Origin of the sequence: Mesorhizobium sp. M0207 (genome assembly GCF_040321995.1) — a bacterium.
GTDB lineage: Bacteria > Pseudomonadota > Alphaproteobacteria > Rhizobiales > Rhizobiaceae > Mesorhizobium.
Window position 1 is genome coordinate 122,290 of sequence record NZ_JAMYSQ010000003.1, and the last position, 25,994, is coordinate 148,283.

Sequence of the window (25,994 nt, forward strand, 5' to 3'; positions counted from 1 at the left end):
TGTCAGGCTCCGTTGACGAGATCGCCGACCGCTTGGCGAAGCGCTACGATCCCGCTGTTGAAATGACGTGTCGGATGGATCCGGTTGGTGAGCAAGGTCCAGGCTCTGCCTTTGTCGAAGTCGACCCACAGCCCGACACCGGTAAAGCCGGTATGCCCGATGGTTTCGGGGCTGCATAACCGGCCGCCGGACCAGCCTTCGTAGGGTCGCTCCCAGCCATGGGTGCGGGTTGCCGACAAGGGCGTGCGCATTAGCGCGATCGAACGCTGCGACGCGCCGGTCCCGTCCAGCAGCCCTTGCGCAAAGTCGAGGACCGAAGCCGCCGTTCCGAACAGGCCGGCGTGACCGGCACCTTGCAAGGCCGAGCAATTGTCGTCGTGGACTTCGCCGCAGAGCACGCGATGACGCCATGTGCAGTCTTCGGTCGCCGCCGCTTGATCTGGTTCGGCGGAGAACGCGAAGCCCGGACCGGGATCCATCTCGCGAATGGTCTTGCCAGACAGGCGCTCTAGGACGAAGCCGAGCAGGATGAAGTTGATATCAGAATAGACCGGCTCGCCAGCCTGCCATTCGCGCTGCAGGATGAAGGCGCGCAGCAGGTCCGGATCGTGGCCATAGGTGTAGATCGGCGCGACGGCGGGAAACGGTGTCTGATGGCCGAGACACTGGCGAAACGTTACGTTCCGTTCCCAGGCTTTTTCGTCATATTGGCGAAGGTCGGACAGGACGGAAATCAGCGGCGCGTCGAGGTCGATGACGCCTTCTTCCGCCAGTGCCAGGATACGCGACGTGGTGAAGATGACTTTGGTCAGGGAGGCCAGGTCGAACCATGTCCCGACATGCATCGGCCGTATCTTGGGCACGACTTGGGCTGAGCCGATTGCCCGGACGATGCGTTCGCCGTCCCCGTCAACTATGCCGAGCACGCAGCCCGGAATGCGCGATGCGGCCACGGCCGCTTCGAGCGGGGCGAATGCGCGGGAGAAGAAATCATGGTCGATCAACTACGCCTCCGTTTGGAAGGCAGCGAGGGGCTGTCCGTCTGACTCTGCATGCTTTCGAGCGACAATCATCACGCTTCCACCCGTGCCCTATGATCCGGCCCGAATTGCTGCCAATTGGCCGGCCCCGGCTCAAACCCCAGCGGACGCACGAGCGAGGGGACCTGGCGCGTGTCCAGCTCGAAACGTTCATGCCGCCGGTCTATAGTAGGAACGGCCGCGATAAGCTGTTTGGTATAGGAGTGCTTCGGCTCCGAGAGCACCGATCTGGCATCGCCGATCTCGACGATCTGGCCGGCATAGATGACCGCGATGCGATGGGCGATCCGCTCGACGACAGCCATGTCATGCGAGATGAACAGATAGGCCAGCCCGAATTCACGCTGCAGCTCGATCAAAAGCTCCAACACCCTGGCCTGCACCGACACATCGAGCGCCGAAACCGCTTCGTCGAGGACGACAACCGAAGGATTGAGCATCAGCGCGCGAGCGATGCACAGGCGTTGCCGCTGGCCGCCGGAGAATTCGTGCGGATAGCGCTGCAGGCTGTTTTCCGGAAGGCCGACGCGTTTCAGCAGCGCGGCCATTTTCGCCCGCGTTTCAGCAGTTATCCGTCCGCCGGTAGCGATCACAGGCTCTGCGAGGATGCTTTGGATGGTGAGTCTGGGATTGAGCGAGCCATAGGGATTCTGGAACACCATCTGCATGGGAAGGGCGCTCTGCCCGGTGACGGGCTTGCGCGCGCTGGCCGAGATCGTGCCGCGCGTCGAGCGCACCAGCCCCAGAATCGCGCGGGCGGTGGTGGACTTTCCGGAACCGCTCTCGCCGACGACCGCCAATGTCTCGCCCGGCGTTAGCTCGAAATCCACACCGTCCACGGCATGGACGGCACCGCTGGTACGGCTGAAAAACCCAGCCTTGACCGGAAACCGCACTACGAGGCCATCGACCTTCAGCGCCGGCTCGGCAGCTTTTTGCGTTTCGCGTTGCACGTCCTTGCGTGCGGCACTGCCGCCGGCGAAATGCGGCACCGCATGAAGCAGATGCCGCGTATAGGGATGCCGCGGATCGTCCAATATCTGGTTCAATGCGCCCTGCTCGACAGCTTCTCCGCCTTGCATCACCATCACCTTGTCGGCGATGCCTGCAACCAGACCGATGTCGTGGGTGATGAAGATCATCGACATCCCGGTTTCCTGCTTCAACTCGGCGAGCAGCGCCATGATCTGCGCCTGCACCGTAACATCCAGCGCCGTCGTTGGCTCGTCGGCAATGAGCAGGCGCGGGTTGCACGCAATCGCCATGGCGATCATCACCCGCTGCAGCATGCCGCCCGAAAGCTGGTTGGGCGTGTATTTCAGCCGCCGTGCAGCGTCGGGAATACGCACGCGGTCGAGCGCGTCCTTGGCCGCCGCCGTCGCTCGCCGGCCGGTCAGGCCGCGATGCAGGCGAAACGATTCCTCGATCTGCCTGCCGATGGTCAGCACCGGATTGAGCGAGGTCATCGGCTCCTGGAAGATCATGCCGATTTCGCCGCCGCGGATCTTCGTCAATTGCGGCTCGGCTGCGGCTGTCAGGTCGAAGGTGCTGCCGTCGGCCCGCCTCAGCTTGATCGACCCGCCGGTGATGCGGCCGCCGCCATAATCGACGAGGCGATTGATCGACAGCGCCGTGACCGACTTGCCCGAGCCGCTTTCGCCGACGATGGCCAGCGTTTCGCCGTCGGCGAGATCGAAGCTGACGCCGCGCACGACCTCATTGGCTTGCGGGTTGCGACCGAAGCCGACGCGCAATCCGCTGACGGACAGCAGCGGGATCATGCGATCGATCTCCGCATCTTCGGGTCGAGGACATCGCGCAACGCATCGCCGAGCAGGTTGAAACCGAGGATGCCGATCATGATCGCCACGCCCGGGAAGATCATCAGCCAGGGAGCTGTCTCCATCAGATTGCGGCTGTCGCTCAGCATCAGGCCGAGCGACGCCGCGGGCGGCTGCGTGCCGAGCCCGAGGAAGCTTAAGCCGGCTTCGGTCAGCAGTGCCCAGGCCAGCGCCAGCGTCACCTGAACCGTCAGTGGCGCCACCAGATTGAGCAGCAGATGCCGTGTTACGATATAGCCCGCACTGCTGCCGAACGTGCGGGCCGCGTCGACGAACTCGCGCGCCTTGAGCGACAGAGCCGGACCTCGCACGACGCGCGTGAAGATCGGTGTGTAGACGACGGCGATGGCAATGACGCTGGTCGAGGTTCCCGGTCCCGCAACCGCGACGATCAGCAGCGCCAGCAGGATCGCCGGGAACGCCAGCACAACGTCCATGATGCGCATCACCATGCCGTCCCAGCGGCGCCCGAACCAGGCTGCCGCCAGCCCGAGCACGGTGCCGGCCAGTGTCGCAAAGGCGACCGAAAAGAAGGCCACGATGAAGGACTGGTCGATCCCGGTCATCAGCCGACTTGCGACATCGCGGCCGAACAGGTCCGTGCCCATCCAGTAGATGCCGTCAGGCGCATGCAGTCGCTCGACCCGGTGCTGCGTCAACGGATTGTGCGGCGTCAGCCCCAGCATGCCAAGCACGGCAAGCAGCAGATAAAGCGCAACGATGGCACCGCCGATCCGGCCGCTGGGATGCGCAAATATAGCCCGCAATGTCGCCATCAGTGCTCGCTTAGCCGGATACGCGGGTCGAGCGCGACATAGGCGAGGTCGACGAGGAGATTGACGATCATGAAGTTGAAGGCGATGAATAGCACGCTTCCCTGCACCAGCGCGTAGTCGCGCTGCAGGATGGCATCCAGCACCATGCGGCCGAGACCGGGCAGCGCATAGATCTGCTCGACGATGACAGCTCCGCCCAGGAGGTAGCCGAACTCTATGCCGCTCAGCGTCACGACCGGGATGAGCGCGTTGGGCAAAGCATGCCGCCAGATGACGCCGCGCGCCGAAACGCCCTTGCTGCGCGCCGTCCTGACATAGTCGTCGCTGAGCACATCGAGCATCGCCGAACGCGATATGCGGGTCACCGAAGCCGCGAAGGCAAATCCAAGCGTGACCGCAGGCAGCAACAGCTGGCCGAGATTGCGCAGCGGATCCTGCCACAGCGGCGAAAACTCGCCCATCGCCGGCAAAACGCCAAACCCCGCCGACAGCGTGTAGATGATCAGCAGGGCAAGGACGAAGTTCGGCGTCGACTGCCCGATCATTGCGACAACGCGCACGCCGAGGTCGGATAGCTTTTCATTATGGGTGGCGGCAAAAATCCCGGCCGGCATGCCGACAACCAGGGCGATGATCATCGACAGCAAGGCGAGTTCCAGCGTTAGCGGGAAACGCTCGAGGATGACGTCGAGCACCGGCCTGCCATAGGTGGACGAAATGCCGAGATTACCTTGGAAAAGACCAAGCAGCCAGCGCCAGTATTGGATGAACCAGGGCTGGTCGATGCCGAAATAAGCTGCAAGCGCATCGCGCTGCTGCGGCGTCAGCAGGCCGGCTTCGGTCCCCAGCATTGCCGTGATCGAATCGCCCGGAACCATCCTGATCGCCAGGAACACCACGATGGACACGCCAAGCAGGACGAGAGGGAAGGTCGCCAGTCGCCGCATCAGATAGTTCACGCGAAGAATATCCTCTCGTCCGGCATCAAAGCAGCTACTGGATCGTCACCTTGGCGAGGCTGAACAGCGAACCTGTCGGCACCGGTTCGAATCCTGCGATATTCTTCTGCTGTGCCGTGTAGCTGTAGGACGTGTAGAGCCAGATCCAGGGCGACATCTCAGTGATGTGCTTCTCGAAGTCGGCGAAGATCGCTTTGCGCGCTGCCGGGTCGGTCTCGGTGCGGCCCTTCTGCATAAGACTGTCCAGCGTGTCGTCGACATAGTTCGCCACCTTCTGCAGATTGCCCGTCTTGGTCCAGTAGCGGTTGTACATAGTGTAGGGATCGGCCCTGCCGCCGTTCAGCGCGACGGCCATGTCGAAATCGCCCTTCAGCCAGGCGTCGACATAGACGTTGAGCTCCATCATCTTGATGTCGAGCTTGACGCCGATTTCTGCGAGTTGCGACTGGATGACCTGGGCTTCCGCCGCTGCCGTCGGCGGCTCGCCGGTGGCGCCGATCACGGTCGCCGAAAAGCCGTCGGCATACCCGGCTTCGGCCATCAACTGCTTGGCCTTCTCAATGTCGCGCTTATAGCAGAACAACTGCTTCGGATCGGTCGCCAGTGCCGGGATGGTCAGCGGGCCGGTGACCTTGCCTTCGCCGAGCGAGGCGGTGTCCAGCACTTCCTGCCGGTCGATGGCGCAGGAAATCGCCTGACGCACCTTGAGTTCGGTCATCGGTTTGCGGGAGGGATTGAGCTGCAGCACGTGATAGGCAAGCACCGGCACGCGGTTCAACTGCAGGCTGGCTTCCTTGGGCACCAGCGTGGCGACAAGCGGATCGTTGAGCAGGGCAAAATCGATCTGCTTGGTGCGCATCGCCGCCAGGATCGCCGTCTCGTCCGGCAGCACGCTGATATCGATGCCGTCGACGCCGGTCGCGCCGCCTGCCCAGTCCTTGTTGGCGACAAGCACTTCCTTGGAATTCGGATCCCATTTTTCGAGCTTGAACGGACCCGAGCCGATCGTTGTCGTGCCGATCGAGCCAGTCGCGATTTCGCTTGCCGGGACGATCGCCGCGTTGACGTCGCTCATCGCCGTCAGGATCGGCACATCCGGCTGCGAGAGGTGGAACACGACGGTGGCTGGATCGGGCGTGTCGATGCTGGCGATCGAGAGAAAGTTCGCGCGCGCCGCAGCACCCGTCTTCTCGTCGAGTATGCGCTCGAACGATGCCTTGACGTCGGCCGAGGTCACGGCGGCGCCGTTCTGGAATTTTGCTTTCGGATTGAGCTTGAAGCTCAGCTCCTTGCCGCCCGGCGAGAACTGCCATGAATCGGCAATCGCGGGCGTGATTTGCAGGTTTGCGTCGAGCCGCACCAGCGGTTCGTAGATCAGCTCCAGCAGCCGCAGTGAGGAGAATGCCGTCTGCTTGTGCGGATCAAGACCGGTGGCGTCCTGCGACCACGCCATATGCAGCGTCGCCGCACTCGCCTGCACCGGTAGCGCGGCGATGCCAACCATTGCCGCGAGCGTCATGCCGGAAAGCAGTTTCTTGCCAATGTGCCGTACCATTGTCGTCTCCCATTATTGTTAAACCAGATGCCTTGCAGTTCCCCGGACCGCTTCAAAGGGACACACGCCCCGGAACATCGGCCCAGTATCCATGCGGTTTTACACCGTCTTTTCGCCTATCGCCTTGCGCAGGAAACCTCCCGCGTTGGCAAGCGCCTTACGTGCTTCTTCGACACCCATGCCGGTGATCGTCACGAGGATTGCCAGTTTTACATCATTGCCGGTCTGGTCGAGTGCCTGTCGTGCCTGCTGTGCCGCGCAGCCGGTCGTCTGCATCACGATCCTGACCGCCCTTGCGACAAGCTTCTTGTTGCTTGGATTGAGGTCAACCATCAGGTTCTGATAGCTCTTGCCGATGCGGATCATACTGGCGGTGGACAGCATATTGAGCACCAGCTTTTGCGCGGTTCCCGATTTCAGCCGGGTCGAGCCGGTGAGGACCTCCGGGCCAACCACCGGAGAGATGGCAATATCGGCAATGCCGGCAATGGTCGATCGAGGATTGCAGGACAACGCCACGGTGGTGGCTCCCACCTCCTTGGCATAGGTCAGGCCGCCGATGACATAAGGTGTGCGTCCGCTGACAGCGATGCCGACCACCACGTCGTCGGCGGTCAGCTTGATGTCCTGCAGCGCCTTTATTCCCTGTTTCGGATCGTCCTCGGCGCCTTCCGCAGAGTGCACCAGCGCGTCGACGCCGCCGGCGATCAGGCCCACCACCATGTCCTCGGGTACGCCGAAGGTCGGCGGGCATTCCGAGGCGTCAAGGACGCCGAGCCGGCCGCTGGTGCCAGCCCCCATATAGACAAGGCGTGCACCGTCCTGGAACGCGCTCACGATCCGGTCCACGGCCGCAGCAATATCGGGGATGACCTTCTCGACGGCTGCCGCAACGCCTTTGTCCTCGTCATTGATCTTGCGCAGCACCTCGAGGGTCGGCAACAGATCGATGTCCATGGTTTTCGGGTTCCGGTCCTCGGAAACCAGCCGCTCCAGCTCCGACATCAACCCTTGTTCGACCACTTCGCTTACTTTCAAGTGCGACTGCGAGCAGGACTGTGATGCCCACAGCAAGCGGCGTCCAGTGCCTGCACCTGGCCGTCGGCTCCGTACCGGCTGCGCCGGTTCTGTTTCGTTAACTTTTTAGAATTCGATATTCCCTATGTCAACAGAAAGTAGGAATATTATATTCCTTGCGAGCAAGGCATCACTGGCGGCAGAGGGATTTTCTGGCCAGGATTATGGCTCCCGAAACCGCGTCGCCGTCGGCCGGCTTCAGCCGTCGGCGGACGTCGGGAGCGAGCCATGGCTCAAGCGGGCTGGACAACCCTCCGAGCAGCGTAACCCGCGGCGCGCCTTTTTCGAACAGCACCCGCACGAAGGTGTCGATCTGCTCGGCAGCGCCTTGCACGATCCGCCGACCGGCCGGATCGCCCTGATCGGCATGGCGGATCACCATCGGCGCCAGGGCGGCATAGTCAGTCGCACTGGCGCGGTCCATCCAGGCCACCGCCTCGAACGGATCGTCCTTGAAGCGCTGCATCACCTCGGCCAGCAGCGCCGTCCGCTCATGCCGACCGTCATGGGCTCGCAAGGCAAGCTGCACTGCCTTCAGTCCGAGATCGGCGCCGCTGCCCTCATCGGAAATCGGAAAACCGTAGCCGCCGACGCGCAGGTCGCGCCCTTCGACAAAGCCGAGCCCGATCGAACCGGTCCCGGCTATGACGATGGCGCCGTCTTGACCCGAATGCGCGCCAAGGCAAGCCGCGACGCCGTCGCTGACGAAGTCGATGCTCGCAAAGGGTTGTTCGATGCCATGAAACGCCTCGAGCGCACCCTTACGGCCGATGCCGGCAACACCGATACCCGCGCGGATCCTGGCGATTTCCGCCGCCGTGAACCCTCCCTCTTCGATCGCCGCGCCAAAGGCTTTGGCAATCGAGGCCCAGGCCACCTCTATACCGAGTCGCGTTGTCGCCGGGCCCGACAGGCCTTGCCCGAGCACGGTTCCTGCCTCGTCTTCGATACGCGCCCGGCAGCCGGTTCCGCCGCCATCGACGCCCAGGAAATAATGCGGAGACGCCCCACCGGCACTCATTGCCTTATTCGTTCGATCTGGGCACCGCACAGCCGGAGCTTGCGGTCCAACTGCTCGTACCCGCGGTCGAGATGATAGACGCGATTGATCGTCGTCTCGCCCTCCGACACCAGCGCTGCCAGCACCAGCGAGACGGAGGCGCGCAGGTCGGTCGCCATCACTTGCGCGCCCTTCAGCTTCTCGCCTCCGCGCACCAGCGCCATGGTGCCTTGCAGCTTGATATTGGCGCCGAGCCGCATCAGTTCAGGCACATGCATGAAGCGGTTCTCGAAGATCGTCTCGCGCAACAGCGAAGCGCCCTCGGCACAGCACATCAACGCCATGAACTGCGCCTGGAGATCGGTCGGAAAGCCCGGATATGGCTCCGTCGTCACGTCGACCGCCTTGAGCGGCCCGTCTCTCGACACGATCAGCCCGCGGTCGCCCGGCCATATTTTCACACCGGCTGCTTCGAGCAGCTGGACGATGGATGCCATGTGCTCGAGCCGCGCGTGGGTCAGCTCGAGCTGACCGCCGGTGATGGCCGCTGCGACGGCATAGGTGCCGGCCTCTATCCGGTCCGGGATGATGTCGTGCGTGGCGGCGCGCCAGTCTGTGCTGCCCCCGATCAGGATGCGGTGCGTGCCGGCGCCCTCGATCTGCGCGCCCATGTCGTTCAGGCAGGCGGCAAGATCGGCCACCTCCGGCTCGCGGGCCGCGTTGAGGATCTCGGTCTCGCCGTTTGCCGTCGTCGCCGCCATCATCGCCGTTTCGGTCGCGCCGACCGACGGCGAGCTCAAAACGATGCGCGCGCCTTTCAGTCCGCCCGGCGCAGACGCGACGATCAGTCCGTTTTCGATCGCGATATCGGCGCCAAGTGCGGCAAGTGCGGCGACATGCATGTCGACCGGCCGTGCGCCGATCGCGCAGCCGCCAGGCAGCGAGACCCGGGCATGGCCGAAGCGGGCAAGCAGTGGACCGAGAACCAGCACCGTCGCGCGCATGCGCCTGACTGTATCGTAGCTTGTCTCCCTGGAAGCGGCGGCACTGGTATCGATTGTGGCGGCATGCGCCGATCTGGTGACTTCGGCCCCATGAAGGCCGACGACGCCAAGCATGTTATCGACATCCGTCACCTCAGGCAGGTTGGTCAGCTGCAGCGGATAGGGGCTGAGCAACGCCGCCGCTATTTGCGGCAAGGCCGCGTTCTTGGCGCCGGAGATCGTAACCGCGCCCTCAAGCCTGTGCCCGCCGACGATCCGCAATTTGTCCATGGCTCTGACCTAATCCCGAGCTGTCGGCGAGTCTACGATCTTTTCATGTCCGAATCGTCGACATGCCCGAAGGCTGGGCCGCAACTGCATCAGTCGAGATTTGATGGTTCATTCTTGGCTGTCAATCAGAGACGGAATAATTTATTCCTTGGCTTGGCATTGTCGATGACAGGCAATGGGGGAACGCATGTCCGTCCTGAAGAAGATCGAGGCCAAGCTCGAAGTCATGGCGCCCGGCGACCGCGAGATCGGTCGGTATATCGTCGATAATCCCGACCAGATGCTCCGCCTGTCGACGGCGGCGCTTGCCGCCGAGATCGGCCGCAGCCAGTCGAGCGTCGTCAAGTTCAGCCAGAAGCTCGGCTATTCCAGCTATCAGGAGCTTAAGCTCGCCGTCAGCGAGGCCAAGTCGCAGGAATGGCACGTGCCGGCCGGCATGATCCACGGTTCGATCGAGGTCGGCGACAGCTATCTGGTCATCCTGCGCAAGCTGATCGGCAGCAAGCTCTTGTCGATGCAACAGACCGTCGCGGCCAACACCGAGCAGGAAATCGGCAAGGCCCTCGAAGCGTTGAACGGTGCGCGCCGCATTCATTTGGCCGGCGTCGGCGCATCCTCGCTGGTGGCGCGCGATTTTTCCTACAAGCTGATGAAACTCGGCCGCAACGTGCTGCACGACAGCGACAGCCATGTGCAAATGGCCAATGTCTCGACGCTTGGACGAGGTGACGTGCTGTTCGCGCTCTCCTATTCCGGGGCGAGCATCGAAACCCTGCGGATAGCTGAACTTGCCCGCAAACGTGGCACCACCGTGATCGCCGTCACCGGACTTCGCGACAATCCGCTGAGCCGGGTTGCCGACATTCGCCTCCACACGATCGCCGATGAAGAGCGCGCGCGCTCTTCATCGATAACTGCGCGTGATGCACAACTGACGCTGACCGACCTGCTGTTCATCCTGCTCGTGCAGAAGCAGCCTGACGCCAACGAATACGTCCACAACAGCGAATTGGCCGTCTCGGTGCTGAAGGCTTAGCGGTATTCGCGGCCTGGTGTTAAAGAGTCCCGTTTTTCGACGGAATCCCCGCGGCGTACGGACCTTCAGCGTGAGCACGATCGATACGTCGATACAGTCGCCAAGTGGACTGACTGGGCGTCGCCGAAATGCGGGCAGTCGACTGGAACGCCCAGCTTCAAACAAATATTGACAAGAGCATCTGTTGTTTAGAATATCGTACATTCAGCCTCGAATTTGGCGGGCCAGGTGAGACGATGGACGACATTGGAGCACAGGAACAAGCGGTTCTCGACCTCATTGCGGCGAATCCGTTCGCCGGCCAGCAGGATATTGCAACCGCGCTCGGCATTGCCCGCTCGACGGTTGCGGCCCACATCGTGCAACTCGTCAACAAGGGATACATTCTCGGCCGTGGTTACGTCTTGCCGACGTCAAAGCGCATGGTCTGCGTCGGCGGCGCGGTGCTCGACCGCAAATGCCACGCCAAGAAGGATCTGATTTTCGAGACGTCGAACCCGGTCGACGGCTATCGCAGCTTCGGCGGGGTTGCCCGCAACGTCGCCGAAAACCTTGCCCGCCTCGGCGTCGACATAAGCTTCGTCTCGATCGTCGGCGACGATGAAACCGGCCGCTCACTGGTGCGGCATCTGCGCGACCTCGGCGCCGATGTCAGCCAGGTCATCACCACCACGGAACGGCCGACGGCGGAATACGCGGCCATCCTCGACCGCAACAACGACCTCGTGCTCGGCATTGCCGACATGGAGATCTTCGATCTGTTTTCGTCGTCCTATCTCGACCGCTTCTGGCCGCATCTGGCTTCGGCGACATGGGTGTTCATCGACTGCAATCTGCCGGCCGCGACCCTCGCAGCACTGATGTCGCGCAAGCAGGGTGCGCGCTTCAAGCTCGCCGTCGACACGGTATCGGCGCCGAAATCAGCGCGCCTGCCGAAGGACCTGACCGGCATCGATCTTCTGTTCACCAATCATGACGAGGCCAATACGATGCTCGGCATGACGGATGCCGACAGGCGGCTGACGCCGGAGGAAGCAGCGGCAGCGCTGCGCGCGGCCGGCGCCGGCGAGGTGATCGTGACCGTGGGCGCGCATGGATTTGCCGTTGCGACTGAGAGCGGTGTGACGACCATGCACTCCGTCCCGGCCAAGCCCGTCGATATCACCGGCGCCGGTGACGCGATGATCGCCGGCACACTGTACAAGGTGCTTTCGGGTGAGCCGGTCGCTCATGCCGTGCGCACCGGCGCGCTGCTTGCCACACTGACCACCGAGAGCGAAGCCAGCGTCCATCCCGATCTGTCGCCGCGCTTCCTTGCCGCCGGCATGTACCGCATTCCTGCCTGAAAGCGAGATGATATGAAACCTTTCCTTGTCCACCTGAACGATGAAGTCGCTGCTGCGCTTGATGAAGGCCGCGCGGTGGTGGCATTGGAATCGACGATCATCACCCACGGCATGCCCTATCCGGCCAATCTGGAAACTGCCCGTGGTGTCGAGACCGTGGTGCGTGAAAACGGCGCCGTGCCCGCCACAATCGCAGTGGTCGCCGGCAAGATCAAGGTTGGCCTCGACGACCGTGAGCTGGAAGAGCTGGCAGCGGCAAAGGGCGTGGTCAAGGCTTCCGGGCGCGATCTCGCCGCCATCATGGTGCGCGGCGGCTCGGCCGGAACCACCGTCTCGGCGACGATGCGGATCGCCGCGTTAGCCGGGATCGGCATTTTTGCGACCGGCGGCGTGGGCGGCGTGCATCGCGGCGCCGAAGCCACTTTCGATATCTCCGCCGACCTGACCGAACTCGGCCAAACCGGCACGACCGTGGTCTGCGCCGGAGTTAAGTCGATCCTCGATATTGCGAAGACGCTGGAATATCTGGAAACTCAGCGCGTGCCGGTGATCGCCTATGGGAGCGATGATTTTCCGGCTTTCTACACCCGCTCCAGCGGGCTCAAGGCCGATCATCGCCTCGACACGCCCGACGAGATCGCGCGAGCCATGCTGCTGCATGACGAGATGGAATCCGGCACCGGCATTCTCGTCGCCAACCCTATTCCCGAAGCGGACGCGCTCGATCCGGCGTTCATCGACGGCACGATCGCAGCGGCCGTGGCTGAGGCCGAGAAGCGCGGCATCGGGCGCAAGGAACTGACGCCGTTTCTGCTCGCACGCATCAATGAGCTTTCGCAAGGCCGCAGCCTGAAGGCCAACATCGCGCTGGTCCGCAACAACGCCGCGCTTGCTGCCCGCATCGCGGTTGCGCATGCGGAATTGAAGGGCGCGACCAGATAGAGACAGCGCCCGGCCAGCGCTACGCACCTTCGATTTCAGCCCGGCGCGAGGTCGAAGATGCGCCCGGCATTGAGGATGTTGTTCGGGTCGAAGGCTGCTTTCAGGCGCCGCATGGCCGCGATCTCGGCGTCGCTGCGCACAAGGTGCAGCCATTCCTTCTTGTCCAGGCCGATGCCATGCTCGGCCGAGACGCCGCCGCCAGCCGCGGCCACGCGCCGGTAGACGATGTCGTATGCGGCCGCCGGATCCCCGGTGCGAACCTGATAATGCAGATTGCCATCGCCAAGATGGCCGAAGACGTAGACGTCGGCGCTGCGGTCGACGGCCTTGATGACGGCTTCTGTTTCGCCCAGGAAAGTCGCCATTCTCGCCAGTGGGATGCTGATATCGACGCCGATCAGGCCTGCCATCGAAAACAGGAAACGGTTGGCCTCCTCGCGCACCGCCCAGAGCGCCCGGAATTCGCGCGGCGATTGCGAGACGACCACGTCGTCGATCACGCCATCTTCAACCGCCTGCATCAGCACCGCGGCAAAACGTTCGCGGTCGCGGTCGGGCTCGCTGCCCTGTATCTCGGCAAGCACATAGACGGGCGAGCCGACCGGCAGCGGCGCCGGCGCCTCCATGCCGGCGATCATGGCGCCATAGAGCGGTGCGAAATTCACCTCATAGGCCGATAGCAAGGGCCCGAGCTTCCGCCTGAGCAGCGCAAGCAACGTGATCGCCGCGTCCAGCGAAGCAAGCGCGCAGAAGGCATTGATCTCGGTGGCCGGCTTCGGATGCAGCCGCAGGCATGCGCGCGTGACCACGCCGAGCGTGCCTTCGCTGCCGATGAACAATTGGCTGAGGTCGTAGCCGGAGTTGTCCTTCGCCAAACCCTTGAGCGAGGTCAGGATACTGCCGTCGGCAAGCACCGCTTCCAGCCCAAGCACCTGCGCCCGGTACATGCCGTAGCGCAGCACACGGATGCCGCCGGCATTGGTGGCGACATTGCCGCCGACGGTGGCCGTGCCGCGCGCTCCGATGTCGACGCCGAACAGCAAGCCGGCCGCATCGGCGGCTTCCTGCACCGCTTGCAGCGGCGCGCCGGCCTCGGCGATGATGGTCGCCGCCTCGCGGTCGATAGCCTCAACGGAAGTCATGCGCTCCAGCGACAGCACCGCTTCGCCGCGCTGGATGCGCGCCGCGCCCGCAAGACCGGTGCGGCCACCCTGGACGACGAGCCTTTGCCCGACCTCGTTGCACAGGCGCAGAATGTCCGACACCTCGCCGGTCGTGCGTGGACGCAAGACGATCGCCGGCGGCGCGCCGTCCTTGCCGTCGGGGTCTTCCCGGTAGCGTGGTCCGGCCTCCTCAGCCGAGACAATCGCTGACCTGTCCAGCCGCTTTTCCAGCCGCGACAGAAGCTCGGTAATTTTCTGCGACATGTGGCTCAAGGACATGAACGGCCCGGGCGAATCGACGCGGCCGGGAGAGGGAAGGGCGAGGGCTGTGAAAGCGGCCGTGGCTGATTTCTACTGTTCAGCAAATGTGCGGAAAACCCGCCAAGAATACAGCCGGTTGTCTTCGCCATGCGTCGCTCCTGTAACAGGTCGACCATAGGCGCGGCCGGCTATTTGTCAAACCTTTGACCGCAAGCGCTTACCTGCGGGCGGCCCAGTATTCTGGACCGAGGCAAACGCTCACTCACGCGTCCCAGGCGCCTCAGCCTCGGCGCAAATGAGCTTGATGTCGGCTCCCGCCGCCCAGGCGCCGATATCCTCCCGCCGCAGTGCCGCCGCCATCATGTCCGGAAACAGATCCGGGGTGCAGGCGAAGACCGGAATGCCAAGTGCCGCGAGCCGCGCTTCTCCCCGCCTCGACGCAGTATAGATAGCGGTTTGTGAAGAATTATTATAGCTCTGGCATGGTGAAGATTGGCATGCCTTGGCCCTGTTTTGATGGACCAGGACGTGCCTCAGACGCAAATAGTATCGACTGTTATTCGGCGGACAGAACGGGCTTTGGTAGCCGGCGGCCTTGGCGGAAGCTTCAGGCTCTGCCCTTCAGGAACTCGATCACCATTGCCGCGGTCCAGGTGAAGCGATTGCCGCCGAGCGGCTCGCCGTTGAGGGGATCGTAATATTCGGCAAAACCGCTCTCGGCGATCAGCTCGAGACTGGATTGCGTGATGCGTTGTGCGATTTGGCTGTGGCCGGCGACGGCAAGGCCGTCGGCGATCATGTAGTTGACCACCAGCCAGACCGGGCCGCGCCAGTAGCGCTTTGGGTCGAAGCGCCCATCCTCAGGATCGTGCGACGGGACGATGCAACGCGTTTTGCCGGCGATGCGCTCGATCGTTGCAGCGATGGTCGCTGCCCGGCTTTCCGGGATGGCCGAAAATACCGACAGAATGCCGCCGACCGACGCGCTGTCAACATGCTTTCCGGCCACTCGGTCGAAACAAATGTACTGGCCATGCGCGTCGCTCCACAGCCGTTCCATTGCCGAAAGCCCCTTTTCGGCACGGGCGCGATTGGCTTCTGCGATTTCGGTTTCGCCAAGTGCCTCGGCGAGATCGGCAAGGTCGGCGGCGGAACGGATCAGGATGGCGTTGAAGCCGGGATCGACGACCTGGAATGGCGAGGCATCGTGCAGCCGGGCATTGTCCCAGCCAAGCCCGCGGAAATGCTGCAACAGCCAGACATAGCGGTCATACTGTGCCTTGGTTGGACGATGCGCCGGATCGGCGTGCAGGATGTCGCGGCGGGTGTAGGGCTCGACGCCTTCGGTCGGCACGCGCTCGAACGCCTCGTCCCAGTCGATCGAGTTGTCGCGACCGGACTCCCATGGGTGGATTATGGCGACCAGCCCTTCGCCGTCCGGGTCGCGATTTTCGTAGAACCAGCGGTGCCAGGCATCGATTTTCGGCAACAGTGCGCGGGCGCGCTCGGCCGCCGGGGTCTTGTCCTTGGCCTGGTCGAACAAGCGGCGCACGGCAAAGCCGGCGACCGCCGGCTGGGTGATGCCGGAGGTGGCAGTCGGGCGATTGGTTCGCCAGACCTCCGGCCCGGGGAAATAGCCGTCGCTCCAGACATGGAAGACGATGTGCGGCACCATGCCGTCTGGCCATTGGTGGGCGAACAGCGTGTCGATCTCGGTCCAGGCGCGCGCCTCGTCATAGTGGGCAAGGCCGAGCGCGGTCAGGCAGGAATCCCAGTTCCACTGAAACGGGTAGAGGCCCTTGGTCGGTATGGTGTAGGTGCCTTGGTCATTTTCCCTCAGCACCTCGACGGCGCGGGCGATGGTTTCGTCGACAGCAAGAGATATCATCGGGCGTTCGTACTTTCAGAATCGAAGGGGATCAAAGGGCGTTGGTGGTTTCGGGATCGAACCAGCGGATGCGATCGGGTTTGGGCGAAAGCCGCAAGTGATCGCCGACGGCGACCGTGGCATTCGATTCGAGGATGGCGCGGAACAGGCCGCCCTCGACGCCGCAGGTGACCAGCGTGTGCGGTCCGAGCGGCTCGACAACGCGCACGGTGGCGTTAATACCTTCGTTGCCGGCGTCTACATCCTCGGGGCGAATGGCGAATTCTATCGTCTGCTTGTCCGATTTGGGGCCGGGCAGCGTCAGCCCGGCGACGGTCCAACTGCCGTCGGCCGTCTTCGTCGCCGGGATGAAATTCATCGGCGGGTTGCCGATGAAGGAGCCGACGAAGCGGGCCGCCGGATTGCGGTAGACCTCTACCGGCGAGGCGGCCTGGACGATACGGCCCTGATGCATGACGGCGATGCGGTCGGCAAGGCTCATCGCCTCGACCTGGTCGTGGGTAACGTAGATGGTGGTGGTCTTGGACGCCGCGAGCACACCTTTGAGCTCGGCGCGCATTTCGAGCCGCAGCAGCGCGTCCAGGTTGGACAGCGGCTCGTCCATCAAGATCACGTCAGGCTCCATCGCCAGGGCGCGGGCCACAGCCACGCGTTGGCGCTGACCGCCGGAAAGCTGGCCCGAATAGCGCTTCAAAAGCTGTTCGATATGCATTAGCTCGGCGGTGCGGTTGACGCGCCCGTCGACCTCCTGCTGCGGCAGCTTCTTCATGCGCAGGCCGAAGGCGATATTCTCGAATACCGTCAGGTGCGGAAACACGGCGTAATTCTGGAACACCATAGCGATGCCGCGTTCGCGCGGCGGCAGATGGTCGACGCGACGGCCGCCGATCCAGACCTCGCCCTGGCTTGGCGTTTCCAGCCCGGCGACGATCCTCAGCAGCGTGGTCTTGCCGCAACCCGAGGCGCCGAGCAGCACCATGAATTCCTGGTCGGCGATGGTCAGGTCGATCGAATGCAGCGCGGTGAAGCCGCCGAAACGTTTTGCCACCTGCTTGATGACGATCTCAGCCATCGGCGTTCTCTTTTGTGCGCGTCATCGATTGGCGATCCCCCACATGGCGAACAGATATTTGCGGACGGCAAAAATGAAGATCAGTGCCGGGATAACCAAGGCAGCACCGCCGGTGAATTTGAGGTAGAGCGGCGATTCGCCAAGGCTCTGCAGCAGGAAGGCGGTCAGCGTCCGGTTCTCGATGGTGAGCACGGCGGCGGCAAACACCTCGTTCCAGGAGATGGTGAAGGCAAACACCGCGGACGCCGCGATGCCCGGCAGCGCCAGCGGCAGAATGACTTTTCGGAATGCCTGCAATCTCGTGCAGCCGAGCGTCCAGGCCGCCTCCTCCAACTCGACGGGAATGCCGGAGAACAGCGAGAAGGTGATCAGCACCGCAAACGGCAGCGCCAGCGTGGTGTGGACCAGCGCCAGCCCGATCGCGGTGTCGTCGAGGCCGGTGCGGATGAACATCACCGCCAGCGGCAGCGCCAGCAGCGGCAGCGGGAAGGCGCGGGTCATCAGCACGAGGAAACGGAACGTTTCCTTGCCTGGGAAATCGAAGCGCGACAGTGCGTAGCCCGCGGGTGCGCCGAAGCCGATCGAGAGGAGCATCGTCAGCGTGGCGACGAGAACGGAGTTCCACAGCGCCTTGGCGACGCCGGCGAAATTGATGAAGAAAGAAAGGCTGCCGAAATCGAATGACGGGAAGAAGCGCTTGGGGAAGGCGGTCACCTCTTCCGGCGACGACAGCGCGTTGACGATCAGCAGATAGATCGGCAGCAGCACCCAGACGCAAAGCAGGATGACCGTTGCGACCAGCAGCCAGTTGCCGGCTTTGCGGGCCGCAGGCGCGGCGATCGAGATCTCCGCGACGGTGCTCATATCCGCGCCTCCTTCGGCACACGCAGCACACGCAGGAAGAACAGTGTGAAACCGATCGAGATGGCGAGGATGAACAGCGCCATGGCGGCGGCGACATTGTGGTCCTGCAGCGTGAACTGCCAATTGTAGGTCTCGCCCATCAGCACCGGCAGATTGGTGCCGCCGAGTGCTGCAACCACGGCAAAGACCTCAAAGGCAAGGATGACGCGCAGGATGATCGCCGTCTGCAGGCTTGGGCGCAGCAGAGGCAGCGTGATCTTGATGAAGCGCTTCCACGGGCTAGCGCCAAAAACCTCCGCCGCCTCGTAGTATTCCCGGGGGATCAGCCCCATGCCGGCGACCAGAATGACCATCATGATGGCGGTCGCGCGCCAGATCTCGGCCAGCGCCACGGCGATGAAGATCGTCAGCTTGCTCTGGTAGCCGAGGAACATGACCGGGCTGTCGATGACGCCGAGATTGGAGAGCAAGGTGTTCAGGAAGCCGGACTGGTCGAAGATGGCGAGCCAGATCAGCCCGGCGGCCAGATCGGAGATGCCGAGCGGAATGGCGAAGATATAAAGCGCGGCGCTGCGTCCCGTTTCGAGCCGCGACACCGCGGTTGCCATCAGCAGTGCCATGACCAACTGAATCGGCACGACGACGACGCTCAGCAGTAGCGTATTGCGGACAGTGACCGGAAACTTCCAGCTGCCCGCCATGGTGCGGAAATTGTCGAGCGTAAAGCCGCCGTCGCGGGTGAACGCCTCGAAGGCGACCAACACGAACGGGTAGAGGAAGAAGACGCAGAGGAACAGCGTCGCCGGTGTCAGCAGCAGATAGGGCAGGGCCTTGCTGTGCATGGAGCGCTCTCTATTCGAAGCTTCAAAAGGGGTGGGCGCCCGGCGCGCTGGAAATCCGGACGCCCGGGAGGATTCTTAATCGACCGGGCAGGCGCCTTGCGAGGGCTTGTCGGGCGCCCAGCACGGCGCCTTCGCCTGTTCGATGATCGCTTTCAGCGCCGTCGCCTGTTCGTCGAGCACGCCGTGCACATCTTCGCCGCCGAGCACGATGCGCTCGAAGCTGTCGGTGTAGATCTGATTGAACTTGCCGCCGAGGCCGCCAAGTCCCATCGGCAGCAGCGCCGGCAATGCATCGGGAGCTCCGGTCATGGTGGCGATCACTGGGCTGAAGGCCTTCACCGAGGCCGGCATGTCGTCGGGCAGCTTGACGTCGACGATGGGGAAGAAGTTTGTCGCCTTCAGCGTCGCGATCTGGGTTTCCGGTTTCAGCATATAGGCGACCAGCGCCTTGGCCTTGTCCATGTCGGGCGAGGTCTTCGGGATAGCGACGCCGGCCACCACCGGCATGTAGCCGCGGCCTGACGGGCCAGCCGGCGCCGGGAAGGCGACGAAGTCATCGGGTTTCTGGTTGAAGGCGTCGGCGAGGCGCGCCACGTGATCGAATGCCACCCAGACTTCGCCGGTCAGCAGCGGCTCCTGCATGAAGGCATAGTTGGTCGAATTCGGGTTGGTGTATTGCCACAATTCCTTGAACTTGTTCCACGCCGTTTCGGCCTCCGCCGAGCGGAACTTCGTCATCATCGAGCCGGTATACGATGGAAGGAGAAAACCCTCGAAGAAACGGTGCTTCAGCCCTTTCGGGCCGGCCGGAAAACCGAATTTGGGCGAACCGGTCTTTTCAGCGATGTTTTTCGCCCACTCGATCAGTTGGTCATAAGTGATGGTGTTGAGATCGGTGCCGGCCGGCAGATATTGCAGCGCCTGTTTGTTGGCCGCCATCAGAAAGGTGGCCTGCATCCATGGAAGGTACTTCTGCTCGCCGGTGCCGAGCATGCCGAGCTTCTTGTAGGTCTCGTTGACCTTGACGCCACCGAGATCGACGCCAGAGAGATCGACAAGGTTCGCGCCGACGGTGGAGAAGTCTCCGTGCAGGCCGCCGAGCACGGCTATGGTGCCGGCGCCGGCCTGCAGTTCGGCCTGAAGGCGGGTGAGCCAGGGCCCGTCCTCGGCGACCTGATAGTCGACCTGGCCGTCAAACCCCTTCAGCACTTCGCTGCGCATCTTCTGTGTCTCTTCCACTGGTCGCGCCTGTGTCGACCAGAACAACACCTGCTGGGCTTGTGCTGCGCCGGCAGCAAGCGACAACGCCAGCACCGCACCTGCCAATGTCCTCAACGCATTCATCGTCGTCTTCCTCCCTGGTTGTGCGCCGCTAAGGCGTCAGTTCCGTCCTGTGGGTGCCGGGCCATGGCTTGCCCGCAAGACAAGTGTCGGCCGGACCAGCCGCGTCAGTGGCGCGTCCGGCCTGTCGCCGATGACGGTCAGCAGCATCTCGCCGATCTCGCGCGCGCACTGGCGGATCGAGGCGTCGAAAGTGGTCAGCCCCGGCGGCGCATAGGCGGAGGCGGCTATGTTGTCGAAGCCGATCACCGAAAGGTCGCGAGGAATGGCAAGTCCGGCGCGCCCCGCCTCTTCCATCACAGTCAGCGCCAGCTCGTCGAACAGTGCGACAATCGCCGTCGGCCGCTCGGTGGCGTGCAGAAGCCGGTTGATTGCCTGGATGCGGGCACCGCGATCGAAACGCGGCGCCGTCGCCACATCGAGACTGACGGACGGATCGCCCCGGCGGGCGATCGCGGCGGCGAGCCCGTCCTGCCTGAGATGGCGAAATGTCATCGGCTCCGAAATCGTCACCAGGCCGAAATGGCGGTGTCCGAGATCGTAGAGCATGTCGAAGGCCTCGCCGAAAGCATGCGCGCCATCGGTATCGAGCCAATGGTAGGCAAAGTCGCCGTCGAGCAGCCGGCCATGCGCGACGAACGGGAAATTGCGCTGGCGCAGATAGGCAAGCCGCTCGTCGACCTCGGCGATGCGGGTGACGACGACCCCGTCGGCGCGGCCCGATTCGACGACATGGCGAAGCACGGAAAGTTCCGACTGGCCCTGCGCCGCTGCGGCCAGGATCAGGTCGGAGCCGTGCGAAACCAGCCCTTCGCCGAGCCCTGTGACGAATTCACCGAGGAAGGAGTCGACCAGATTGGGGCCGCGGATCGGAAGCACCATGCCGACAAAGCCGCTGCGGCCGGAGACCAGCGTGCGGGCTGCGGTGTTCGGCACATAGCCGGCCTGATGCGCAGCCTCGGCGACACGTTGGCGCGTTTTCAAGGCGATCTGCACGTGGCCGGCAAGGGCGCGCGAAACGGTGGTAATCGACAGGCCGAGCTGCGCAGCAAGTTCCTTGAGGGTGGTAACGCGGGCCGGCATCGTTTCTCCCGAACGAAGTTTGAAACGTTTGTAATGCGTCCAATCCAAATTGCAAACGTTTTAAATGCGCATGGTCGGTGTTGTTTCTTGCCCGTTGGTTAGCGCGGCCCAATTCGGCCCCGGCCGGCAAGCTCCTGGCCGGAGATTTAAACGCAGCGGTTGCTTGACTCGGGCGACGCCTTGTGAAAAATTTTGCAGCAACTGATAAAAATATCAAAGGGCGGAAATGGTTGGTTTTGGCAACGGCCTGCTGCGCGACGATGAGACCGGGATGGCCGCCCGTGCCGCCTGGCTTCACTATGCCGGCGGCCTGACCCAGTCGGAGGTCGCCAAGCGGCTCGGCCTGACCAGTCTCAAGGCGCATCGCCTGATCACCAAGGCCAATCAGGAAGGCCTGGTCAAAGTCTACATCGACGGCGAAGTCTCAGAATGCGTGGAGCTTGAGGATGAGTTGTCCGGCCGCTACGGCCTCGACTACTGCGAGGTGGTTCCGGACTTCGATGCCGAAGACCTGCCGCTCAAGGCGCTCGGCATTGCCGGCGCGCAGTTTCTCAAGCGCGAGATCGAACGCGGCGAAGAGGCGCTGATCGGCGTCGGCCACGGCCGCACTCTTGCCGCCTGCGTCGAATATCTGCCGCGCATATCGGCGGGCAGGATCCGTTTCGTTTCGCTGCTTGGCGGCCTGACGCGCAAGTTCTCCGCCAATCCGCATGACGTCATCCACCGTGTCGCCGAACGCACCGGCGCGGAGGCCTATGTGATGCCCGTACCGATGTTCGCCAACACGGTCGAGGATCGAACAGTATTGCTCGGGCAGAAAGGCGTCAGCGATGTCTTCGACCTCGCCAAGTCCGCCGACTTGCTCATCGCCGGCATCGGCACCGCTGAACGTGAGGCCTCGCTTGTCGCCACCGGCATGATCGAGAAGGGCGAGATGGAGGAGATCCGCCGCAACGGCGGTGTCGGCGAACTGCTCGGCCATTTCTTCGACGATGCCGGAAAGGCCGTTGCGACGACGCTTTCCGACCGGGCGCTGGCACTGGCGCGCGAAGACATCAGCAACCGCAGGATTGTCGCCGTCGCCGGCGGCAAGGTGAAGGTTCGCGCCATCAAGTCAGTGCTGGAGGGCCGTTATCTCAAAGGCTTGATAACCGACGAGCGGACGGCGCGATCGCTCGTGGAACAGACGCCGGTCGGGTAGCCGGCAACCATTTCGTTGAAACTACCCTGTGGAGGAGAAGAGAAATGCATGAGAAAGAGAAAGACCTCATCGACGCATTCCTGCGTGGACAAGTCGACCGCCGTGGGCTGATCAAGGGCCTCGGTGCAATGGGCCTTGCCGCCAGCACCGCCGGCACACTGCTCAATTTCGGGCAGACCCGCGCCCTGGCGGCAGATTTCGACTGGCAGGCGCATAAGGGCAAGACCATCAAGCTGCTGCTCAACAAGCATCCTTACGCCGATGCGATGATTGCCAACCTCGACAATTTCAAGAAGCTGACCGGCATGGAAGTCGTCTATGACGTGTTCCCCGAAGACGTCTATTTCGACAAGGTTACCGCCGCGCTGTCGGCCAGCTCGCCCGAATACGATGCCTTCATGACCGGCGCCTACATGACCTGGACCTACGGTCCGGCCGGCTGGATCACCGACCTCAACGAATGGATCAAGGATCCGGCCAAGACCAACCCGAAATATGCCTGGGACGACTTTCTGCCGGGCGTCAAGAACTCCTGCGCCTGGAACGGCCAGCCGGGCGGCGCGCTCGGTTCGGCGGACGCCAAGCAATGGTGCATTCCGTGGGGCTTCGAGCAGAACAACATCACCTACAACAAGGGCATGTTCGACAAGGTCGGCGTCAGCGTTCCCGGCAATATGGATGAGATGGTCGCTACGGCGGCGAAGCTCACCAAGGACGTCGGTGGCGGCGTCTACGGCATCGGCGTGCGCGGCTCGCGCTCCTGGGCGACGATCCACCCGGGATTCCTGTCGGCTTACGCCAATTTCGACCAGAAGGACCTGAACGTCTCGGCTGACGGCAAGCTGTCGGCCGCGATGAGCACCGCCGAATCCAAGGCTTTCCACAAGCAGTGGGTCCAGATGATCCAGGAGAGCGGCCCGAAGGACTGGTCGACCTACACCTGGTACCAGGTCGGCACCGATCTCGGTGCAGGTGCTTCGGCGATGATTTACGACGCCGACATCCTTGGCTACTTCATGAATGGCGGCGACAACAAGATGGCCGGCAAGCTCGCCTTTTCGGCATTCAAGGCCAATCCTGCCGCCAAGGCGCCGACGCCCAATATCTGGATCTGGTCGCTGTCGATGTCCAACTTCTCCAAGGACAAGGACGCCACCTGGTACTTCATGCAATGGGCATCCGGACCCGAGCATGCATTGTTCGGTGCGACCAAGATGGACTTCGTCAATCCGGTTCGTCAGTCGGTCTGGAACGACGAGATGTTCCGCGAGAAGCTGAACAAGAGCTATCCGGGTTATGTCGAGATGTTCGACGTCTCGGCGCCGGGCGCCAGCATCAAGTTCACCCCGCAGCCGCTGTTCTTCGATCTCACCACCGAATGGGCGGCGACGCTGCAGAAGATGGTGGCCAAGGAAGTGCCGGTCGACGAGGGCCTCGACAAGCTGGCCGAGAGCATCAACAGCCAGCTCAAGGAAGCCGGGCTCGGCTAAGCCGCGGCCAAGGCTGGCCCGTCCGCGGGCCAGCCTTTGAGATGTGATACGTTTGCGACGCGGTCCCGAAAGGTGCCGCCTGCTCGCCCGACCGGCCGCCTTGCTCCCTTGGGCGGCCGGGACGGCGAAGCAACAGGATGACGGAGCAGCCGATGACTGCGGCGACAATACAAAGAAACAGGCCGTCGGGCTTCAGGATCAGCAAGCGGGTGCTGCCCTATCTCCTCAGCCTGCCGGCTCTGCTGGTCTGCATCGGCATCCTGATCCCGTTCCTGACGTCGGTGGTCTATTCGTTCCAGCGCTACCGGTTGAGCCAACCCTGGGCGCGGCAGTTCAACTGGGGCGACAACTATATCTCCTTCTTCACCGACCCGAAGTTCTGGAACACCCTGGAGATCTCGCTGCTCTACGCCGGCATCACCGTTGTGCTTGAACTGCTTCTCGGTCTCGGCATCGCCATGCTGCTGCAAAAGCGCTCGACGCTGAACAACTTCATCTCGATCATGCTGCTGATGCCGCTGATGACGGCGCCGGCGCTCGCCGCGCTGATGTGGAAGCTGATGACCAATCCCGGTTTCGGCGTGCTCAGCTATCTCGCCAGCCTGATCGGGTTGCAGGATTTCCGCTGGGCCTCGTCTCCGTCGACGGCGCTGCTCACCGTCGTGCTCGTCGACATTTGGGTCTACACCCCCTTCATCATGATCCTGCTGCTTGCAGGCCTGCGCAGCCTGCCAACGCAGCCCTTCGAGGCGGCAGCACTCGACGGCGTGCCACGCAGCTTCGTCTTCTTCCGCATCACACTGCCGATGCTGACCCCCTACATCCTGACGGCGACCCTGTTCCGCCTGCTTGATTCCATCCAGCAGTTCGACATCATCTACGCCATGACGCAGGGCGGTCCGGGCGACACGCTGACCGTGTTCCAGGTCGAGGCCTATCTCAATTTCTTCCAGTCGACCAATGTCGGCCGCTCGGCGGCACTGATGATCATCCTGTGGGCGATCACCTATTTCCTCTCGAACATTTTCATCAAGAACTGGCTGCGGCTGCGCGAACGCGCCCGCGGCCAGGCATAGGAGGCTGGCGTGGAACACACCTCGCTTCTCGAACGCATCCTGCGCGGCATTGCCCTGGCGCTGGTCGTGATCTTCTTCATGTTCCCGATCGTCTGGATCCTGATGATGTCGTTCCAGACCAACGAGACAATCCTGCGGATTCCGCCGCAGCTTGTCTTCGAGCCGACGCTCGCCAACTACACTGCCTTGATCACCGGCAAGCTGATGACGGCGGCCGGCACGCTCGACATCGCCTTCATGCGCAACCTCTGGAATTCCGTCTTCCTGTCGGTCACCTCGGTTGCCGTCGCGTTGCTGCTCGGCGTTCCGGCGGCCTACGCCTTTGCGCGGCACAAATTCCGCGGCTCGGAGGACATTGCCTTTACGCTGCTGTCGTTCCGGTTCGCGCCGGCGCTGCTGGTGCTCCTGCCGCTCACCCTCTATTTCCAGAAGCTCGGGCTGGCCAACACCTATATCGGGCTGATCTGGGTCTATCAGCTGATCTGCCTGCCGTTGATCCTGTGGATCGTGCGCGGCTATTTCGAGGACATTCCCGCCGACATCGAATACGCCTACCGCATTGCCGGACATTCCTGGTTTGCCACCTTCCGCAAGATCGCGCTGCCGCTCGCCGGCCCAGGCATCGCCGCTGCCGGTCTGCTCGCCTTCATCTTTGCCTGGAACAATTTCGTTTTTGCGCTGGTGCTCGCCTCGGCCGACAAGCAGCCGGTGACGGTCGGCGCGCTCGCCTTCATCACCTCCTCGGGCATCCAGTATGGCCAGATCTCGGCGGCGATCGTGCTGTCGATCACGCCAACGCTGGCGCTCGCGCTCTATGCGCAACGCTATCTCGTCGAAGGCCTGTCGCTTGGCGCGGTGAAAGGATAG

The 25,994-nt window shown here is 63.0% G+C and carries 22 protein-coding genes; 7 read left to right on the top strand and 15 right to left on the bottom strand.

What is annotated here, in order from left to right:
• Positions 1 to 2 precede the first annotated feature (2 nt).
• From NKJ15_RS06720 to murA, 8 genes are all read right to left on the bottom strand, one after another.
• On the bottom strand, positions 3 to 1,004 hold the full coding sequence (locus NKJ15_RS06720) for a serine hydrolase domain-containing protein (RefSeq protein WP_352502982.1): 1,002 nt from the start codon (positions 1,002 to 1,004) through the stop codon (positions 3 to 5).
• A gap of 68 nt (positions 1,005 to 1,072) precedes the next feature.
• The gene (locus NKJ15_RS06725; RefSeq protein WP_352814650.1) at positions 1,073 to 2,821 is read right to left on the bottom strand and encodes an ABC transporter ATP-binding protein; all 1,749 of its coding nucleotides are present in this window, start codon (positions 2,819 to 2,821) and stop codon (positions 1,073 to 1,075) included.
• Positions 2,818 to 3,657 carry an ABC transporter permease gene (locus tag NKJ15_RS06730; protein ID WP_352502984.1) on the bottom strand — a complete coding sequence of 280 codons (840 nt, stop codon included), beginning with the start codon at positions 3,655 to 3,657 and terminating at the stop codon, positions 2,818 to 2,820. Before NKJ15_RS06730 ends, NKJ15_RS06725 begins: the two co-directional genes overlap by 4 nt.
• A complete protein-coding gene (locus NKJ15_RS06735; RefSeq protein ID WP_352502985.1) occupies positions 3,657 to 4,616 on the bottom strand; it encodes an ABC transporter permease in 960 nt (319 codons plus the stop codon). Before NKJ15_RS06735 ends, NKJ15_RS06730 begins: the two co-directional genes overlap by 1 nt.
• A gap of 34 nt (positions 4,617 to 4,650) precedes the next feature.
• A complete protein-coding gene (locus NKJ15_RS06740; protein WP_352502986.1) occupies positions 4,651 to 6,171 on the bottom strand; it encodes an ABC transporter substrate-binding protein in 1,521 nt (506 codons plus the stop codon).
• Between the two features lie 99 nt (positions 6,172 to 6,270).
• Positions 6,271 to 7,194: an N-acetylmuramic acid 6-phosphate etherase gene (gene murQ, locus NKJ15_RS06745; protein ID WP_352542256.1), complete on the bottom strand. Its 924-nt coding sequence runs from the start codon at positions 7,192 to 7,194 to the stop codon at positions 6,271 to 6,273.
• 184 nt (positions 7,195 to 7,378) lie between these two features.
• A complete protein-coding gene (locus NKJ15_RS06750) occupies positions 7,379 to 8,269 on the bottom strand; it encodes a glucosamine kinase nucleotide-binding domain-containing protein (protein ID WP_352542245.1) in 891 nt (296 codons plus the stop codon).
• Positions 8,266 to 9,522, bottom strand: a complete 1,257-nt coding sequence (gene murA, locus NKJ15_RS06755; protein WP_352542244.1) for a UDP-N-acetylglucosamine 1-carboxyvinyltransferase — start codon at positions 9,520 to 9,522, stop codon at positions 8,266 to 8,268. The genes NKJ15_RS06750 and murA overlap by 4 nt, the downstream gene beginning before the upstream one ends.
• 187 nt (positions 9,523 to 9,709) lie before the next feature.
• Between murA and NKJ15_RS06760 the strand changes: the two genes are divergently transcribed.
• The 3 genes from NKJ15_RS06760 (at position 9,710) to NKJ15_RS06770 (ending at position 12,846) form a co-directional block, all read left to right on the top strand.
• Positions 9,710 to 10,558: a MurR/RpiR family transcriptional regulator gene (locus NKJ15_RS06760; RefSeq protein ID WP_352542243.1), complete on the top strand. Its 849-nt coding sequence runs from the start codon at positions 9,710 to 9,712 to the stop codon at positions 10,556 to 10,558.
• Positions 10,559 to 10,794: 236 nt separating this feature from the next.
• A complete protein-coding gene (locus tag NKJ15_RS06765) occupies positions 10,795 to 11,904 on the top strand; it encodes a carbohydrate kinase (RefSeq protein WP_352680983.1) in 1,110 nt (369 codons plus the stop codon).
• A gap of 12 nt (positions 11,905 to 11,916) precedes the next feature.
• Complete coding sequence (locus NKJ15_RS06770) at positions 11,917 to 12,846, top strand: pseudouridine-5'-phosphate glycosidase (protein ID WP_352502990.1); 930 nt, start codon at positions 11,917 to 11,919, stop codon at positions 12,844 to 12,846.
• A gap of 35 nt (positions 12,847 to 12,881) precedes the next feature.
• Here the strand turns inward: NKJ15_RS06770 and NKJ15_RS06775 are convergent, their stop codons facing one another.
• The 7 genes from NKJ15_RS06775 to NKJ15_RS06805 all read right to left on the bottom strand — a co-directional run bounded on the left by NKJ15_RS06775 (position 12,882) and on the right by NKJ15_RS06805 (position 21,360).
• Positions 12,882 to 14,273: an FAD-binding oxidoreductase gene (locus NKJ15_RS06775; protein WP_352680985.1), complete on the bottom strand. Its 1,392-nt coding sequence runs from the start codon at positions 14,271 to 14,273 to the stop codon at positions 12,882 to 12,884.
• Positions 14,274 to 14,877: 604 nt separating this feature from the next.
• Entirely contained in the window at positions 14,878 to 16,158 is a 1,281-nt protein-coding gene (locus NKJ15_RS06780) for an amylo-alpha-1,6-glucosidase (protein WP_352542240.1), read from the bottom strand.
• A 31-nt stretch (positions 16,159 to 16,189) separates the two neighbouring features.
• Positions 16,190 to 17,230 carry an ABC transporter ATP-binding protein gene (locus NKJ15_RS06785; RefSeq protein WP_352542239.1) on the bottom strand — a complete coding sequence of 347 codons (1,041 nt, stop codon included), beginning with the start codon at positions 17,228 to 17,230 and terminating at the stop codon, positions 16,190 to 16,192.
• Between the two features lie 21 nt (positions 17,231 to 17,251).
• The gene (locus NKJ15_RS06790; protein WP_352680989.1) at positions 17,252 to 18,094 is read right to left on the bottom strand and encodes a carbohydrate ABC transporter permease; all 843 of its coding nucleotides are present in this window, start codon (positions 18,092 to 18,094) and stop codon (positions 17,252 to 17,254) included.
• On the bottom strand, positions 18,091 to 18,936 hold the full coding sequence (locus tag NKJ15_RS06795; protein ID WP_352472253.1) for a carbohydrate ABC transporter permease: 846 nt from the start codon (positions 18,934 to 18,936) through the stop codon (positions 18,091 to 18,093). The genes NKJ15_RS06790 and NKJ15_RS06795 overlap by 4 nt, the downstream gene beginning before the upstream one ends.
• Before the next feature lie 75 nt (positions 18,937 to 19,011).
• Entirely contained in the window at positions 19,012 to 20,280 is a 1,269-nt protein-coding gene (locus NKJ15_RS06800) for an ABC transporter substrate-binding protein (protein ID WP_352814656.1), read from the bottom strand.
• A 36-nt stretch (positions 20,281 to 20,316) separates the two neighbouring features.
• Positions 20,317 to 21,360: a substrate-binding domain-containing protein gene (locus NKJ15_RS06805; protein WP_352612238.1), complete on the bottom strand. Its 1,044-nt coding sequence runs from the start codon at positions 21,358 to 21,360 to the stop codon at positions 20,317 to 20,319.
• 226 nt (positions 21,361 to 21,586) lie between these two features.
• On the opposite strand from NKJ15_RS06805, the gene NKJ15_RS06810 reads away from it, so the two are divergent.
• From NKJ15_RS06810 to NKJ15_RS06825, 4 genes are all read left to right on the top strand, one after another.
• Positions 21,587 to 22,561 carry a sugar-binding transcriptional regulator gene (locus tag NKJ15_RS06810; RefSeq protein ID WP_023676028.1) on the top strand — a complete coding sequence of 325 codons (975 nt, stop codon included), beginning with the start codon at positions 21,587 to 21,589 and terminating at the stop codon, positions 22,559 to 22,561.
• 44 nt (positions 22,562 to 22,605) lie between these two features.
• On the top strand, positions 22,606 to 24,051 hold the full coding sequence (locus NKJ15_RS06815; RefSeq protein ID WP_352455241.1) for an ABC transporter substrate-binding protein: 1,446 nt from the start codon (positions 22,606 to 22,608) through the stop codon (positions 24,049 to 24,051).
• A gap of 152 nt (positions 24,052 to 24,203) precedes the next feature.
• A complete protein-coding gene (locus tag NKJ15_RS06820) occupies positions 24,204 to 25,127 on the top strand; it encodes a carbohydrate ABC transporter permease (RefSeq protein WP_352452414.1) in 924 nt (307 codons plus the stop codon).
• Positions 25,128 to 25,136: 9 nt separating this feature from the next.
• Entirely contained in the window at positions 25,137 to 25,994 is an 858-nt protein-coding gene (locus NKJ15_RS06825; protein ID WP_023676025.1) for a carbohydrate ABC transporter permease, read from the top strand.

Excerpts from the sequence above, each read along its gene's own strand:
- NKJ15_RS06770 (WP_352502990.1), top strand. The coding sequence starts at position 11,917 with ATGAAACCTTTCCTTGTCCACCTGAACGATGAAGTCGCTGCTGCGCTT.
- NKJ15_RS06750 (WP_352542245.1), bottom strand. The coding sequence starts at position 8,269 with ATGAGTGCCGGTGGGGCGTCTCCGCATTATTTCCTGGGCGTCGATGGC.
- NKJ15_RS06815 (WP_352455241.1), top strand. The coding sequence starts at position 22,606 with ATGCATGAGAAAGAGAAAGACCTCATCGACGCATTCCTGCGTGGACAA.
- NKJ15_RS06765 (WP_352680983.1), top strand. The coding sequence starts at position 10,795 with ATGGACGACATTGGAGCACAGGAACAAGCGGTTCTCGACCTCATTGCG.
- NKJ15_RS06785 (WP_352542239.1), bottom strand. The coding sequence starts at position 17,230 with ATGGCTGAGATCGTCATCAAGCAGGTGGCAAAACGTTTCGGCGGCTTC.
- NKJ15_RS06760 (WP_352542243.1), top strand. The coding sequence starts at position 9,710 with ATGTCCGTCCTGAAGAAGATCGAGGCCAAGCTCGAAGTCATGGCGCCC.
- NKJ15_RS06810 (WP_023676028.1), top strand. The coding sequence starts at position 21,587 with ATGGTTGGTTTTGGCAACGGCCTGCTGCGCGACGATGAGACCGGGATG.
- NKJ15_RS06740 (WP_352502986.1), bottom strand. The coding sequence starts at position 6,171 with ATGGTACGGCACATTGGCAAGAAACTGCTTTCCGGCATGACGCTCGCG.
- NKJ15_RS06790 (WP_352680989.1), bottom strand. The coding sequence starts at position 18,094 with ATGAGCACCGTCGCGGAGATCTCGATCGCCGCGCCTGCGGCCCGCAAA.
- NKJ15_RS06820 (WP_352452414.1), top strand. The coding sequence starts at position 24,204 with ATGACTGCGGCGACAATACAAAGAAACAGGCCGTCGGGCTTCAGGATC.
- NKJ15_RS06730 (WP_352502984.1), bottom strand. The coding sequence starts at position 3,657 with ATGGCGACATTGCGGGCTATATTTGCGCATCCCAGCGGCCGGATCGGC.
- NKJ15_RS06795 (WP_352472253.1), bottom strand. The coding sequence starts at position 18,936 with ATGCACAGCAAGGCCCTGCCCTATCTGCTGCTGACACCGGCGACGCTG.
- NKJ15_RS06800 (WP_352814656.1), bottom strand. The coding sequence starts at position 20,280 with ATGAATGCGTTGAGGACATTGGCAGGTGCGGTGCTGGCGTTGTCGCTT.
- NKJ15_RS06780 (WP_352542240.1), bottom strand. The coding sequence starts at position 16,158 with ATGATATCTCTTGCTGTCGACGAAACCATCGCCCGCGCCGTCGAGGTG.
- NKJ15_RS06805 (WP_352612238.1), bottom strand. The coding sequence starts at position 21,360 with ATGCCGGCCCGCGTTACCACCCTCAAGGAACTTGCTGCGCAGCTCGGC.
- murA (WP_352542244.1), bottom strand. The coding sequence starts at position 9,522 with ATGGACAAATTGCGGATCGTCGGCGGGCACAGGCTTGAGGGCGCGGTT.
- NKJ15_RS06725 (WP_352814650.1), bottom strand. The coding sequence starts at position 2,821 with ATGATCCCGCTGCTGTCCGTCAGCGGATTGCGCGTCGGCTTCGGTCGC.
- NKJ15_RS06775 (WP_352680985.1), bottom strand. The coding sequence starts at position 14,273 with ATGTCGCAGAAAATTACCGAGCTTCTGTCGCGGCTGGAAAAGCGGCTG.